Genomic DNA, 13,823 nt, shown 5'->3' with positions numbered 1-13,823 from the left:
GGGCCGGCCCCGGTCAGAGGGCGTCCGGGCCGCGTTCGCCGGTCCGGACCCGTACGGCGGTCTCCACCGGCACGCTCCAGACCTTGCCGTCGCCGATCTTGCCGGTGCGGGCGGCCTCGACGACGACGTCGATGAGCTGTTCGGCGTCCGCGTCCTCGGCCAGGACCTCGATGCGGATCTTGGGGACGAGGTCGACGGTGTACTCGGCGCCCCGGTAGACCTCGGTGTGGCCGCGCTGGCGGCCGTATCCGCTCGCTTCGGTGACCGTGAGGCCCTGGACGCCGAAGTCCTGGAGTGCCTCCTTGATCGCGTCGAGCCGGTGGGGCTTCACGACCGCGGTGATGAGTCTCATGCGTCCACCTTCTCCGTCTTCGCCGCCGGGGTGCCGGGGGCGGGGTCCGCCGTGGTGCGCGGGGCGGAGCCGCCGCCCGCTCCGCTGTGGTCGTAGGCGGTCTCGGCGTGTTCGACCCGGTCGATGCCGGAGACCTCGTCGTCCTCGGTGACCCGCATGCCGATCGTCCGGTCCAGCAGGAGGGCCAGGGCCGCCGAGACGACCAGGGAGTACGCGAGGACGGCGAGGACGCCGACGGTCTGCTTGCCGAGCTGGTCGAGGCCGCCGCCGTAGAAGAGGCCCTTGGCGTCCGACTGGACTCCGCCGGTGGCGAGGAATCCGACGAGCAGGGAGCCGACGATCCCGCCGACCAGGTGGACGCCGACCACGTCCAGCGAGTCGTCGTAGCCGAAGCGGTACTTCAGGCCGACGGCCATGGCGCAGAGCACCCCGGCGACCGCTCCGACCGCGATCGCGCCGAGCGGGCTGACCGCGCCGCCGGACGGGGTGATCGCGACGAGTCCGGCGACCGCGCCGGAGGCCGCGCCGAGGGTGGTGAAGGAACCGTGGCGGAGCTTCTCGTAGCCGAGCCAGGCGAGCATCGCGGCACCGGTGGCGACCTGGGTGTTGACGAACATCACCGCTCCGACGCCGTCGTCGTTGCCGAGCCAGGAGCCGGCGTTGAAGCCGAACCAGCCGAACCAGAGCAGCCCGGCGCCGAGCATGACGAGCGGCAGGCTGTGCGGGCGCATCGGGTCCTTCTTGAAGCCGACCCGCTTGCCGATGACCAGGATCACGCCGAGCGCCGCGGCCCCGGCGTTGATGTGGACGGCCGTGCCGCCCGCGAAGTCGATGACCCCCATCTCGTACAGCCAGCCGCCCGTGCCCCAGACCCAGTGGGCGACGGGGAAGTAGACGACGGTGGCCCAGAGGGTGATGAACAGGGCCCAGGCGGTGAACTTCACCCGGTCGGCGAGGGCGCCGCTGATCAGGGCCGGGGTGAGTACGGCGAACATCAGCTGGAAGACGGCGAAGACGTAGACCGGGATGGTGTAGCCGTCCCAGAGCTGGGTGACGCCGATGCCGCTGAGTCCGAGGTAGTCGGAGCTCCAGCCGACGACGGAGCCGACGTCGGTGCCGAAGGCGAGGCCGAATCCGTAGAGCACCCACAAGACCGTGACGATCCCGAGGCTGATGAAGCTCATCATCAGCATGTTGAGGGTGCTCTTGACCCGGACCATGCCGCCGTAGAAGAAGGCCAGGGCGGGGGTCATGAGCATCACCAGGGCGGAGCAGATCAGCATGAACCCGGTGTTGGCGGCAGACAGCGTCGGGGTGTCTGCGGCAAGCGTCGTGATGCCTGGGGGCATCGGCGTCTCCTCGTCGTCGAAGCGGCCGCGTGCGGGCGGTGGGGAGCGGCACCACGTGCGGGACCACTGGGGAAGGGTGCGGGCCGGTTGTGGCCACGAGATTCGCCCAGCGCGGTTTCCACCGATGCCGCACGGTGTTTCGCGGCGGTGACGAAGAGGTCCGGCGTGTTACGCCGTCATGAACCGGGAGTTGACGGGGGCACCGAGGGGTACGCGGACGCGGACCGGCCACGTCGGCCACCCGCTGACCTGGCAATGGGGGGAGCCGAAGTCGGTCGGTACGGGGTGGCCGGCGTGGCCGGGGTCGGGGTGCCGCTCGGAGTGGCTAGACCGCTTCCGCGGTCTCCGGCAGCTGTTCGGTGAGCAGGTCGGTGAGCCGGGCGACCTCGGGGATGTCCCCGAAGTCGCGGGCGGCGGTGTCGACGGTCTTGCGGAGGCGGGTGTTGACCCGCTCGGAGCGGACCTTCCGGGCGACCTTCAGGGCCCGCTCGGCCAGGACGGTGGACTGCTCCGGCTCGCGCTTGAGGAGGTGGACGGTGGCGAGGCCGATCAGGTTGAGCGCGTACGACCGCTGGTGTTCGTCGTCCTCCTCGAAGAGCTGGACGGCCTTCTCCATCAGGGGCTCGGCGAGCGAGGCGTACGTGGGGCTGCGGCCCGCCACGTAGGCGAGGTCGCGGTAGGAGTGGGAGTTCTCGCCGTTGAGCTCGGCCTCGGAGAAGAAGCGGATCCAGTCGGGCTCGGGCTCGCCGTCGAGTCCGACGTCGAGGAAGGTGTCCTCGGCCATCCGGACGGCCCGGCGGCACTTGCTGGGCTGGCCCATGTTGGCGTACGCGCGGGCCTCCATCGCATACAGCATGGCCTGGGTGCGCGGGGTGGCGCAGTCCCGGCCGCCGTACTGCGCGAGATGGATCAGCTCCAGGGCGTCGTCGGGGCGCCCGAGGTGGATCATCTGGCGGCTCATGCTGGAGAGGATGTACGAGCCCAGCGGCTTGTCACCGGCCTCCTTGGCGGCGTGCAGGGCGAGCACGAAGTACTTCTGGGCGGTGGGCTGGAGCCCCACGTCGTAGCTCATCCAGCCGGCCAGCTCGGCCAGCTCGGCGGCGCACCGGAAGAGCCGCTTGGCGGTGGCCTCCGGCTGCGGCTCCTGGAGCAGGTCGGTGACCTCGTGGAGCTGTCCGACGACGGCCTTGCGGCGCAGACCGCCACCGCACTGCGCGTCCCACTGGCGGAACATCGCGGTGGTGGACTCCAGCAGGTCGAGCTCGGGGCCGGAGAGCCGGGACGGGCGGTGGGACGGGGCCGCGGGCTCCGGTGCGGTCCGGGCGGAGGCGGGGACGGGCACCAGCCAGCGCTGCATGGGCTCGATCAGCGCGGGCCCGGCGGCCAGGGCGAGCGAGGAGCCCAGGAATCCGCGCCGGGCGAGCATCAGGTCGCTGCGGGAGAACTCGCTGAGCAGGGCGACGGTCTGCGGGCCCGCCCAGGGCAGGTCGACCCCGGCGACCGAGGGTGACTGGTGCGCGGAGCGCAGCCCCAGGTCCTCGACGGCGACGACGGAACCGAAGCGTTCCGAGAAGAGCTCGGAGAGGATGCGCGGGATCGGCTCGCGCGGGTTCTCTCCGTCGAGCCAGCGCCGTACCCGGGAGGTGTCGGTGCTGATGTGGTGGGCGCCCATCTGGCGCGCCCGGCGGTTCACCTGGCGGGCCAGCTCTCCCTTGGACCAGCCGCTGCGCACGAACCACGAGCTCAGTTGTGCGTTGGGGCGCTTTCCGGCACTCGAAACGCCTGCGCCGCTGCCACTCACTGGAACGCCCCCATCCCGCTGGATACCTGTCGCGCGAACCACTACCAGAATGTCCTGAGCCGATGGCGCCGCTACGGAGAGAATGCGCCAGCGAACGAGTAGTCGACTTGCCTCCGGCATACCCGTGGGCGCACATACTTCCATGGTTCGTGTACCGACGGTAATCCTACGATCACCCCCTGGGCGAGAGGGATTACGGAATCGCCACCATTCGCCACCCCTTCGAATGAACACCACCCGCATCGGGCGCGATTCACTTGACGCACACGATCACCAGGGGGCGCGGTGATGCGGACCGGGGCGCGGGCGGAATCGCGCGCTCCCGGATGCCACCGGGCGCACTCCGGACCGACGACGACGGCGGGGCCGCGCGGCGCGCCCCGGCCGTGCCGTGGCCGTCGTAACCACCGGCGAGTCGGACCCGTTGGAGGGGGTATGGGCTTCACGATCGGCGGCATCCGCGAGATCCGCACCGGCTCACGGCGTCGCGGCCGTGCCGCCGAGTGCACGGCACTGGCCGAGTACACCGGGCTGTGGGGCTGGGCGGTCGTTCCGGGGGCGCGGGCCGCGGCGGGCCGCTGCTCCTGCGGCGAGGCCGGCTGCCCCTCCCCCGGCGACCATCCGCTGGACCGCGCCCCCGAGATCCCCGCGGGCACCACGCTCGACGCGGCGGCCCGTGCGTGGGCCCGGGTGCCGGGCGCCACGATGCTGCTGCCGGTGGGCCGTACGTTCGACGTGCTGGACGTCGCGGAGGCGGCCGGGCGCCGGGCGCTGGTGCGGATGGAGCGGATGGGGCTGCCGCTCGGCCCGGTCGCGGTGACCCCGGCCGGGCGGGCGCGGTTCTTCGTGGCCCCCGGGGCCGCCGCCGAACTCCCCCAGCTGCTGTACCGGATGGGCTGGGACGACGCCGGGCTGGACCTGAAGGCGCTCGGGCCCGGCTGCCACATCACGGCCCCGCCCTCCGACGAGGGCGGCCTGGGCCCGGTCCGCTGGCTGCGCCCCCCGGTGCTGGACACGGCGGCCGCCCCGCCACAGGCCCGGCTGCTGCTCGGCACCCTGGCGTACAGCTGCCACCGCGCCCCCCTCTGCGGCTGACCCGGGGCCACCGGGCCGGCCCCCTCGACGCCGGGAGCCCGACCGCTGCACTGCCGTGCGGTCGGGCTCCCGGACGTGTCCCTCGGGCGGGTGAGGACGGGGTCAGTCGCCGATCAGGGCGTCGACGAACGCCTCCGGCTCGAAGGGGGCCAGGTCGTCCGGGCCCTCGCCGAGACCGACCAGCTTGACCGGCACGCCCAGCTCGCGCTGGACGGCGACGACGATGCCGCCCTTGGCGGTGCCGTCCAGCTTGGTGAGCACGATGCCGGTGATGTCCACGACCTCGGCGAAGACCCGGGCCTGCACCAGGCCGTTCTGCCCGGTCGTGGCGTCGAGGACGAGCAGGATCTCGTCGAGCGGACCGTGCTTCTCGACCACTCGCTTGACCTTGCCGAGCTCGTCCATGAGGCCGGTCTTGGTGTGCAGCCGCCCGGCGGTGTCGATGAGGACCACGTCGGCCCCCTCGGCGATGCCCTCCTTGACCGCGTCGAAGGCGATCGAGGCGGGGTCGCCGCCCTCGGGGCCGCGTACGGTGCGGGCGCCGACGCGCTCGCCCCAGGTCTGGAGCTGGTCGGCGGCGGCGGCGCGGAAGGTGTCGGCCGCGCCGAGCACGACGCTGCGGCCGTCGGCGACGAGCACCCGGGCCAGCTTGCCGGTGGTGGTGGTCTTGCCGGTGCCGTTGACGCCGACGACCATCACGACGCCGGGGGTGTCGAGACCGCTCTCCGTCTTGACCTGGCGGTCGAAGTCGGTGCCGAGCAGGGTGAGGAGCTCCTCGCGCAGCAGCGCGCGCAGCCCTTCGGGGGTACGGGTGCCGAGCACCCGGACGCGCTCGCGGAGCCGCTCCACCAGCTCCTGGGTGGGGGCGACGCCGACGTCGGCGGTGAGGAGGGTGTCCTCGATCTCCTCCCAGGTGTCCTCGTCGAGGTTGTCCCGGGACAGGAGCGTGAGCAGCCCCTTGCCGAGGGAGTTCTGCGAGCGGGCGAGCCGGGCGCGCAGCCGTACCAGCCGGCCGGCGGTGGGCTCGGGCACCTCGATGGCCGGGGCGGCGGGCGCCTCCGGCTCGACGGCCTCGGGGGCCTCCTCGACGGGGGCCGCGGCCTCCGGCGGGCCGACCTCCTCGATGGTGCGGCGCGGTTCCTCGCGCGGCGTCTCGGCCTCCTCGCCGACATGGGGCTCGGCGGGAGGTGTGATGGTCGGCGTGCTCGACGGCGCCGGGGGCAGCTGCTTCTTCTTGCGGCCGCTGACCACGAGCCCGCTGATCACGCCGACCGCGACCAGGGCGATGACTACAGCAAGGATGACGAATTCCATAACCCACCCAGTATCAGTCACGTCCGACCGGCGGGACCGTCCCGAAGGATCGCTCGGACACCCACCCGATCGTTATGCACTCTTTGGGCGGAAAGGTACGATCCTGCCCGTGGAGACCCGCGGCCTGGAACCCGTCCCCGACGGCGAGCGCACCGGCCGGGTCCGGACCCTCTTCCCCACCTGGGTCGGCGCGAATCTGACCGTGCTCCTCCTCACCATCGGCGCGGGGCTCGTCGTCCTCGACCGGCTGAACCTCTGGCAGGTGCTGGCGGTCGCGGCGCTGGCCTCGGTGCTCGGCTTCGGGCTGGTCGGCCTGGTCTCGGTCGCGGGCAGCCGGGGCGGGGCTCCGGGCATGGCGCTCTCCCGGGCCGTCTTCGGACAGCGCGGCAATCTGCTGCCCGGCGCGCTGACCTGGGTGGCCCGCTGGGGCTGGGAGACGGTGAACGCGGTCACCGGCAGCTACGCGGCGCTGGCGGTGCTGGACCGGCTCCTCGGCGTCCCGGCCGGCCGGCGCACCACCCTGGTGGTCCTGCTCGCCTTCGTGGGGTGCAGCTGGCTGGTGTCGGGGCTGGGCATGGGGGCGCTGCGGGTGTGCTGCACCTGGTCGGCGTATCTCTTCGGCGGCGTCAGCGTGCTCGTGCTGGTCCATCTGGCCGGTACGACGGACTGGCACGCCGTGCTCGCCCGGCCGGCCGGTCCGGCGGCGATGGTGGTCGCGGGGGTCGGCACGCTGGCGGCGGGCGGGATCAGCTGGGCCCCGTCGAGCCCGGACTTCGCCCGCTACCTGCCGCGTACGGCGTCCGGCTGGGCGATGACCGGGGCGACCGTGGCCGGTGCCGCCCTCGTCTATCTGCCGATGGTGGCGATGGGGGCGGTGATGGCGGTCGCCGAACCGGGGCTGGCCGCCGCCCGCGATCCGGTCGCGTTCATCGGCCCACTGCTGCCGGGGTGGCTGGCGGTGCCGTATCTGCTGTTCGTCATGGCCGGAATGGTGCTGATCAACGCGATGTCGCTCTACTCGGCCGGGTTCACCGCACAGACGCTGGGGTTCCGGGTCCCGCGCGCCCGGGCGGTCGGGATGAACGCCCTGATCAGCCTGGGTCTGGGGGTCTGGCTGATGTTCACGGCGGCCGGTTTCCTGGACGCGTTCGTCTCCTTCCTGACGCTGCTCGCCGTGACGTTCTCCGCCTGGATCGGCGTCTTCGCCGTGGACCTGCTGCGGGGCCGGGTGTACGACCCGGCGGCGCTCCTGGACACCACCCCGTCCAGCGCCTACTGGTACACCCGGGGCTTCGCCGTACCGGCCGTGGCCGCCTGGTCCGCCGGCCTGGTGGCAGGGCTGCTGCTCACCCGGGTGCAGTGGTTCAGCGGCCCGCTCGCCACCACCTGGGCCGGGCGCCTGGGGCTCGGCTGGGCGGCCGCGATCACGGTCTCCGCCACCCTGTACGCCGTACTGCCGCGCCCCGCCGGTCAGCCACGGGCCGACGGCGGAAGGACCGAGGACGCACCCCTACACATCTGACGCCTTGTCAGTTACTGTCCCGTTCGCCGCGCCCGCCGACGATGGGGACACGTCTCATGGCCTTCACAGTGGTCCGGTTCAATCTCGTCGATCCCGACGCCGCCCCCGAGCCGCTCTCGGCCCGCTACCGCGCCGCGCTGGAGATGGCCGCGTACGCCGACGGGCACGGCGTCGACACCGTGCAGACCGAGGAGCACCACGGCACCACCAACTCCTGGCTGCCCTCCCCCTTCGTCTTCGCGGGCGCCGTCTTCGGCGCCACCTCCCGGATAGCGGTCACGGTCTCGGCGATCATCGGCCCGCTGCACGATCCGCTGCGGCTGGCCGAGGACATCGCCGTACTGGATCTGCTGAGCGCCGGCCGGCTGGTGACGGTGGCCGGGATCGGCTACCGGCCCGAGGAGTACGAGCAGGCGGGCGTCGAGTGGGGCCGGCGCGGCCGGCTCCAGGACGAGCTGCTGGAGACGCTGCTCCAGGCGTGGACCGGCGAGCCGTTCCCGTACCGGGGGCGGACCGTGCGGGTCACGCCGCGCCCGTACACCCAGCCGCACCCGTTGCTGCTGGTGGGCGGCAGTTCGCGGGCGGCGGCGCGGCGGGCGGCCCGGCTCGGGCTGCCGTTCTTCCCGAGCGCGCACCTGCCGGAGCTGGAGGCGTACTACCACGAGCGGCGCGCCGCGTTCGGGACGGACGGCTTCTGCATGATGCCGTCCGCCGAGACACCGCTGCTGCACGTCTCCGAGGATCCGGACCGGACCTGGGCCGTGTACGGCGAGCACTTCCTGCACGAGGCGCGCACCTACGCCTCCTGGCAGTCCAAGGACATCCGCTCGGCGGTGCGTTCGGCGGCGACGACGGTGGCGGAGCTGCGGGCCGAGGGGGTCTACCGGGTCCTGACCCCCGAGGAGTGCTCGGCGGCGGCCGGCGAGCTGGACAGCCTGGTGCTGCATCCGCTGTGCGGCGGGATGCCGGTCGAGGAGGGGTGGCGCAGCCTGCGGCTGTTCTGCACGGCGCTCGGGCACTGAGGGGCCCGCGCGGCGCTCAGCCCATCTCCTCCAGCGCCTTGCCCTTGGTCTCCCTGACGAAGAGGAGCACGAAGGGGATGGAGAGCGTGGCGAAGCAGGCGTAGATGATGTACGTGGCCGAGAGGTTCCACTCGGACAGGCTCGGGAAGCTCGCGGTGATCGCCCAGTTGGCGAGCCACTGGGCGGAGGCGGCGACGCCGAGCGCGGCGGCGCGGATCCGGTTCGGGAACATCTCGCCGAGGAAGACCCAGACGACGACGCCCCACGACAGGGCGAAGAAGAGCACGAAGACATGGGCCGCGACGAGCGCGACCGCCCCCTGCGGGCTGGGCAGTTTGCCGTCGACCAGCTTCGAGGAGAAGGCCCACGCCTCGAAGGCGAGGGCGACGGCCATGCCGGTGGAGCCCGCGAGGGCGAGCGGTTTGCGGCCCACCCGGTCGACCAGCACCATCGCGATGACCGTACCGATGATGTTGATGATGGACGTGGTGAACGAGTAGAAGAAGGACTCGGTCGGGTCGATGCCGACGGACTGCCAGAGCGTCGCCGAGTAGTAGAACGCCACGTTGATGCCGACGAGTTGCTGGAAGACCGAGAGGCCGATTCCGATCCAGACGATCGGCAGGAAGCCGAAGCGGCCGCCGAGCAGGTCCCGGAAGGTGGACTTGTGCTCGCGGTGCATGGCGGTCTCGATCTCGGCCACCCGGGCGTCGAGGTCGACGCCCCTGCCCTCGACCTCGGCGAGGATCCTGCGGGCCCGGTCCGTGCGGCCGACCGAGATCAGGAACCGGGGCGACTCGGGGATCGCGAAGGAGAGCAGCCCATACAGGAGGGCCGGGACGACCATCACGCCGAGCATCCACTGCCACGCCTCCAGACCGCCGATCCGGCCGCGCTGGTCGCCGTCGGCGAGTTGCAGGATGCCGTAGTTGACCAGCTGGGAGATGGCGATGCCGATGACGATCGCCGCCTGCTGGAAGGAGCCGAGCCGGCCCCGGTAGGCGGGCGGCGAGACCTCCGCGATGTAGGCGGGGCCGATCACCGAGGCCATCCCGATGGCGAAGCCTCCGATGATGCGCCACATCGCCAGGTCCCAGAGGGCGAACGGCAGGGCCGAACCGACCGCGCTGACGGAGAAGAGCCCGGCGGCGATCCGCATGCACTGGATGCGGCCGATGCGGTCGGCGATCCGGCCGGCGGTGGCCGCGCCGATCGCACAGCCGATCAGGGCGATGGCGATGACCTGGGCGAGGGTGGCGGAGCCGATGTCGTAGCGGCTGCGGATGGCCTCGACGGCACCGTTGATGACCGAGCTGTCGTAGCCGAACAGGAAGCCGCCCATGGCGGCGGCCGCGGTGATGAAGATGACGTGGCCGAGGTGGTCGGGCTGGCTCGCCCCGGCCGCCGGTCCCTGCGCTGTACTGGTCACATCTGCTCCTGACGGGTCATCCCCCAGTGGCGCACATCTTTCCGGCGGCCACCACTCGGGCGGTGGACGCCGGGCCCCGGCTCAGCGCAGCCGCTGGCTGATCACCTTGGAGACGCCGTCGCCCTGCATCGACACGCCGTACAGCGCGTCGGCGACCTCCATCGTCCGCTTCTGATGCGTGATCACAATGAGCTGCGAGCTCTCCTGGAGCTCCTCCATGATCCGGATCAGCCGCTGGAGGTTGGTGTCGTCGAGCGCCGCCTCCACCTCGTCCATCACGTAGAACGGGCTCGGCCGGGCCTTGAAGATGGAGACCAGCAGCGCCACCGCGGTCAGCGAGCGCTCCCCGCCGGAGAGCAGCGAGAGCCGCTTGACCTTCTTGCCGGGCGGCCGCGCCTCGACGTCCACCCCGGTCGCGAGCATGTTCTCCGGGTCGGTCAGGACGAGCCGGCCCTCGCCGCCCGGGAAGAGCCGAGAGAAGACACCCTCGAACTCCCGGGCGGTGTCCCGGTACGCCTCCGTGAACACCTGCTCGACCCGCTGGTCGACCTCCTTGATGACCTGGACCAGATCGGCCCGGGTCTTCTTCAGGTCCTCCAACTGCTCGGAGAGGAACTTGTGCCGCTCCTCCAGCGCCGAGAACTCCTCCAGGGCGAGCGGATTCACCTTTCCGAGCTGCTGGTACGCCCGTTCGGCCGACTTGAGCCGCTTCTCCTGCTCGGCCCGGACGAAGGGGACCGGCCGGTTGCGCGGATGCTCCGGGTCCTCGGGCAGCTCCTCGCCCTCCGCCGCCGGGGACGGCGGTACGGGCTGGTCGGGACCGTACTCGGCGGTCAGCCCGGCGGGCTCGACGCCCAGCTCCTCCAGCGCCTTCGTCTCCAGCTGCTCGATCCGCAGCCGCTTCTCGGCGCCGAGCACCTCGCCCCGGTGCACGGAGTCGGTGAGCCGGTCCAGCTCGCTCTTGAGCTCGCGGCCCCGGCCCCGCTCCGCCGCCAGCTCCCGCTCCCGCTCCCCCTTCGCCGCCTCGGCCGCGGCCCGCTCCCGCTCGGCCCGGACGACGGAGACCTCGACGTGGGCGAGGAGCTGGCGGGCGCCGGAGGCCACCGCGGCGGCCACCCGGGCCTCGTGGCGGCGGCGGGCCCGGCGGCGCTCGGCGCGGGCCCGGGCCTCCCGTTCGGCCCGGGCGCCCCGGTCGAGGGCGTCCGCCCGGCCCGCGAGCGCCTTGACCCGCTCCTCGTGGGTACGGGCCTGGAGGCGGGCCTCCATCTCGGTCTGGCGGGCGTTGGCGCCGTCGGCAGCGAGCCGGTCCCGTACGGCGGTGTCCGGCTCATCCGCCACGGGGACCTCCTCGGCGACCAGCAGCCGCTCGGCCAGCTCCTCGGCCTCCTCGACCGCCCGGTCCAGGGCTTCCTGGGCGCGGGCGGCGGAGGCGGTCGTCCGCTCGGCCTCGCCCGCAGCGCCCCGGGCCTGCCCGGCCAGCCGCCCCAGCTGCTGGGCGACCCCCGACTTCTCCCGCTCGGCGGCCCGGCGCCGCTCCCCCAGCTCGTCGACGAGCCCGGCCGCGGCCCGGCGCCGCTCCCCGGCGGCCTGCTGCGCCTCGGCGGACTCCGCGCACCGCACGGCCAGCTCCTCCAACTGGGCGGCGGCCTCGTCGACCGACGCCTGCACTTCGAGGAGGCTGGGCGCACCGGCGGAGCCGCCGTGCGCGAAGTGGGCGGAGAGGATGTCGCCCTCGGCGGTCACGGCCGTCAGTTCCGGACGGGCCTCGACGAGATCCTCGGCGTCCTCCAGGGTGGCGACGACCACCATGTCCCGCACCAGTACGCGTACGGCGTCCACCAGTTCGGCGGGACCGCCGACCAGATCGGCCACGGCGGGCGGCCCCGCGTCCACGCGGACGGCCGGGGCCACCTGTCGCGGCGCCCCGGCGCGGACCCCGCCCAGCAGCAGCGCGGCCCGCCCCGCGTCCTGCTTGCGCAGCAGCCGGATGGCCTCCGCCGCCGAGGCCGGGTCCGTCGCCGCGACCGCGTCGGCCGCGGCGCCGAGCGCCGCCGCGACCGCCACCTCGTACCCCGTCGCCACGGTCAGCAGTTCCGCTGCCGGACCGAGCAGCCCGGCCGGCCGGTCCCGCGCCCCGAGCAGCGCGCCCGTACCGTCCTTGCGGCGCAGCCCGAGGGCCAGCGCGTCGTGCCGGGCCGCCACCGCCGCCCGCCTCCGCTCCTCGGCGGTGGCCGTCTCCCGGGCCGCGGTGAGCTCCGCCTCCGCCCGGGCCAGCTCCTGGCGGGCGGTCTCGTACTGTTCGCCGAGCTCCTCGTCCCCGGCGTCCAGCCCGGCCACCTCGGCCTTCAGCTGCTCGTACTCCTCCTGGGCGGCGACCGCCCGCTCCCGCGCCTCGTCCCGGGCGGCGGCCAGCCGGTCGATCTCGGCCTGCGCCGAAGCGGCCCGGCCCCGGGCCGCGTTGACCTGGCCGGTCAGCCGGGCGAGCCCCTCGCGGCGGTCCGCGATGGCGCGGGCGGCGTCCTTGAGGCGGCGCTCCTCTGCCGCCAGTTCCCGTTCCAGCTCGGCACGGTGGGCCGAGGTGTCCTCGAGGGCGTGCTCGGCGGCGGTGAGCGCGGCCGTCAGCTCCGCCTCCTGCTCACGGATCCGGGCGGCCTCCCGCTCCATGTCCTCGGGGTCGCGGCCGCGCCGCTCCTCCTCCACCGGTGCGGCGGCGCTCGTGACCCGGGCGTCGGCCAGCGAGACCGTGCCGCGGACCCGCTCGGCCAGCTGGGAGAGCTCGTACCAGGTCTGCTGGGCCCGCTGGAGCCGGGGGGCGAGGCGCCGCACCTCATCCTCCAGCTCCGCCTCGCGGCCGAGCGCCGCTCTCAGCTCCGTCTCGGCGGCCTCGCGGCGCTGCTTGAGCGCGGCCTCGTCGGCGATCTCGTCGCGCAGCGCCGTGCGGAGCGTGACCAGGTCGTCGGCGAGCAGCCGCAGTCTGGCGTCGCGCAGGTCGGCCTGGATGACGGCGGCCCGGCGCGCCACGGCGGCCTGTCTGCCGAGCGGCTTCAGCTGCCGTCGCAGCTCATCGGTGAGATCCTGGACGCGGGCGAGGTTGGCGCCCATCGCGTCCAGCTTCCGCAGCGCCTTCTCCTTGCGCTTGCGGTGCTTGAGGACGCCCGCGGCCTCCTCGATGAAGGCGCGGCGGCCGGCCGGGTCGGCGTGGAGCACGGAGTCGAGCTGGCCCTGGCCGACGATGACATGCATCTCGCGGCCGATGCCGGAGTCGGAGAGAAGCTCCTGGATGTCCAGGAGGCGGCAGGTGTCGCCGTTGATCTGGTACTCGCTGCCGCCGTTGCGGAACATGATCCGGGTGATCGTCACCTCGGCGTACTCGATGGGCAGCGCGCCGTCGGAGTTGTCGATGGTCAGCGACACCTCGGCCCGGCCGAGCGGCGGGCGCCCGGTGGTGCCGGCGAAGATGACGTCCTCCATCTTGCCGCCGCGCAGGGATTTGGCCCCCTGTTCCCCCATGACCCAGGAGAGCGCGTCCACCACATTGGATTTGCCGGAGCCATTGGGGCCGACGACACAGGTGATACCGGGTTCGAACCGGAGCGTCGTGGCGGAGGCGAACGACTTGAAACCACGCAGGGTCAGGGCCTTGAGGTGCACGCCGCCGGACTCTACCTTTCACTCTCGGTTTCACCCATGAAGGTGCAGGGCACATCAGACGTTAAGGGAAGGGGTACGCCGGGGGGCGGGTTCCGTGCAGGTCCGGGCGGAAATGGCGCGGACGGAAAAGAAAAAGGGACGCCGAAGCGCCCCTTGGTAAAACTTGTGCGGTACTCCGCACGGTGGTTCTGGTGCAGCTGCGCAGGCCGGATCAACACATGTCACGGAAGTGACAGATCAAGAGCAGTGATCTTCAATGATCCGACGGTGATTCCGGCGACGATCCGG

The 13,823-nt window shown here is 72.8% G+C and carries 9 protein-coding genes; 3 read left to right on the top strand and 6 right to left on the bottom strand.

The window, feature by feature from the left end; all coding sequences use genetic code 11:
- Positions 1 to 13 precede the first annotated feature (13 nt).
- From ACWC97_RS23940 to nsdA, 3 genes are all read right to left on the bottom strand, one after another.
- Entirely contained in the window at positions 14 to 352 is a 339-nt protein-coding gene (locus ACWC97_RS23940; protein ID WP_352276309.1) for a P-II family nitrogen regulator, read from the bottom strand.
- The gene (locus ACWC97_RS23935; protein WP_352276308.1) at positions 349 to 1,701 is read right to left on the bottom strand and encodes an ammonium transporter; all 1,353 of its coding nucleotides are present in this window, start codon (positions 1,699 to 1,701) and stop codon (positions 349 to 351) included. The genes ACWC97_RS23940 and ACWC97_RS23935 overlap by 4 nt, the downstream gene beginning before the upstream one ends.
- Before the next feature lie 325 nt (positions 1,702 to 2,026).
- The gene (nsdA, locus tag ACWC97_RS23930) at positions 2,027 to 3,502 is read right to left on the bottom strand and encodes a transcriptional repressor NsdA (protein ID WP_352276307.1); all 1,476 of its coding nucleotides are present in this window, start codon (positions 3,500 to 3,502) and stop codon (positions 2,027 to 2,029) included.
- Between the two features lie 435 nt (positions 3,503 to 3,937).
- On the opposite strand from nsdA, the gene ACWC97_RS23925 reads away from it, so the two are divergent.
- Positions 3,938 to 4,597, top strand: a complete 660-nt coding sequence (locus ACWC97_RS23925; protein WP_450651462.1) for a bifunctional DNA primase/polymerase — start codon at positions 3,938 to 3,940, stop codon at positions 4,595 to 4,597.
- Positions 4,598 to 4,699: 102 nt separating this feature from the next.
- On the opposite strand, the gene ftsY is transcribed toward ACWC97_RS23925, so the two are convergent.
- Positions 4,700 to 5,911, bottom strand: coding sequence for a signal recognition particle-docking protein FtsY (gene ftsY / locus ACWC97_RS23920; protein WP_352276303.1), 1,212 nt, complete (start codon positions 5,909 to 5,911; stop codon positions 4,700 to 4,702).
- 109 nt (positions 5,912 to 6,020) lie between these two features.
- On the opposite strand from ftsY, the gene ACWC97_RS23915 reads away from it, so the two are divergent.
- The gene (locus ACWC97_RS23915; RefSeq protein ID WP_450651460.1) at positions 6,021 to 7,433 is read left to right on the top strand and encodes a purine-cytosine permease family protein; all 1,413 of its coding nucleotides are present in this window, start codon (positions 6,021 to 6,023) and stop codon (positions 7,431 to 7,433) included.
- 56 nt (positions 7,434 to 7,489) lie between these two features.
- Complete coding sequence (locus ACWC97_RS23910; protein ID WP_352276300.1) at positions 7,490 to 8,455, top strand: LLM class flavin-dependent oxidoreductase; 966 nt, start codon at positions 7,490 to 7,492, stop codon at positions 8,453 to 8,455.
- A 16-nt stretch (positions 8,456 to 8,471) separates the two neighbouring features.
- Here the strand turns inward: ACWC97_RS23910 and ACWC97_RS23905 are convergent, their stop codons facing one another.
- Together ACWC97_RS23905 and smc are read right to left on the bottom strand one after the other, a co-directional pair.
- Entirely contained in the window at positions 8,472 to 9,884 is a 1,413-nt protein-coding gene (locus ACWC97_RS23905; RefSeq protein ID WP_352276299.1) for a sugar porter family MFS transporter, read from the bottom strand.
- Between the two features lie 81 nt (positions 9,885 to 9,965).
- Entirely contained in the window at positions 9,966 to 13,535 is a 3,570-nt protein-coding gene (gene smc, locus ACWC97_RS23900; RefSeq protein WP_450651457.1) for a chromosome segregation protein SMC, read from the bottom strand.
- Between the last annotated feature and the right edge of the window lie 288 nt (positions 13,536 to 13,823).

It is taken from the genome of Streptomyces sp. NPDC001108, from assembly GCF_053598535.1.
The sequence above is the reverse complement of the archived record's forward strand: the minus strand, read 5'-3'. Positions and strand labels throughout refer to the sequence as shown.

Bases quoted from the DNA above. Each gene is read 5' to 3' on its own strand.
- ACWC97_RS23940 (WP_352276309.1), bottom strand. From the start codon at position 352: ATGAGACTCATCACCGCGGTCGTGAAGCCCCACCGGCTCGACGCGATC.
- ACWC97_RS23935 (WP_352276308.1), bottom strand. From the start codon at position 1,701: ATGCCCCCAGGCATCACGACGCTTGCCGCAGACACCCCGACGCTGTCT.
- ACWC97_RS23925 (WP_450651462.1), top strand. From the start codon at position 3,938: ATGGGCTTCACGATCGGCGGCATCCGCGAGATCCGCACCGGCTCACGG.
- ftsY (WP_352276303.1), bottom strand. From the start codon at position 5,911: ATGGAATTCGTCATCCTTGCTGTAGTCATCGCCCTGGTCGCGGTCGGC.
- ACWC97_RS23910 (WP_352276300.1), top strand. From the start codon at position 7,490: ATGGCCTTCACAGTGGTCCGGTTCAATCTCGTCGATCCCGACGCCGCC.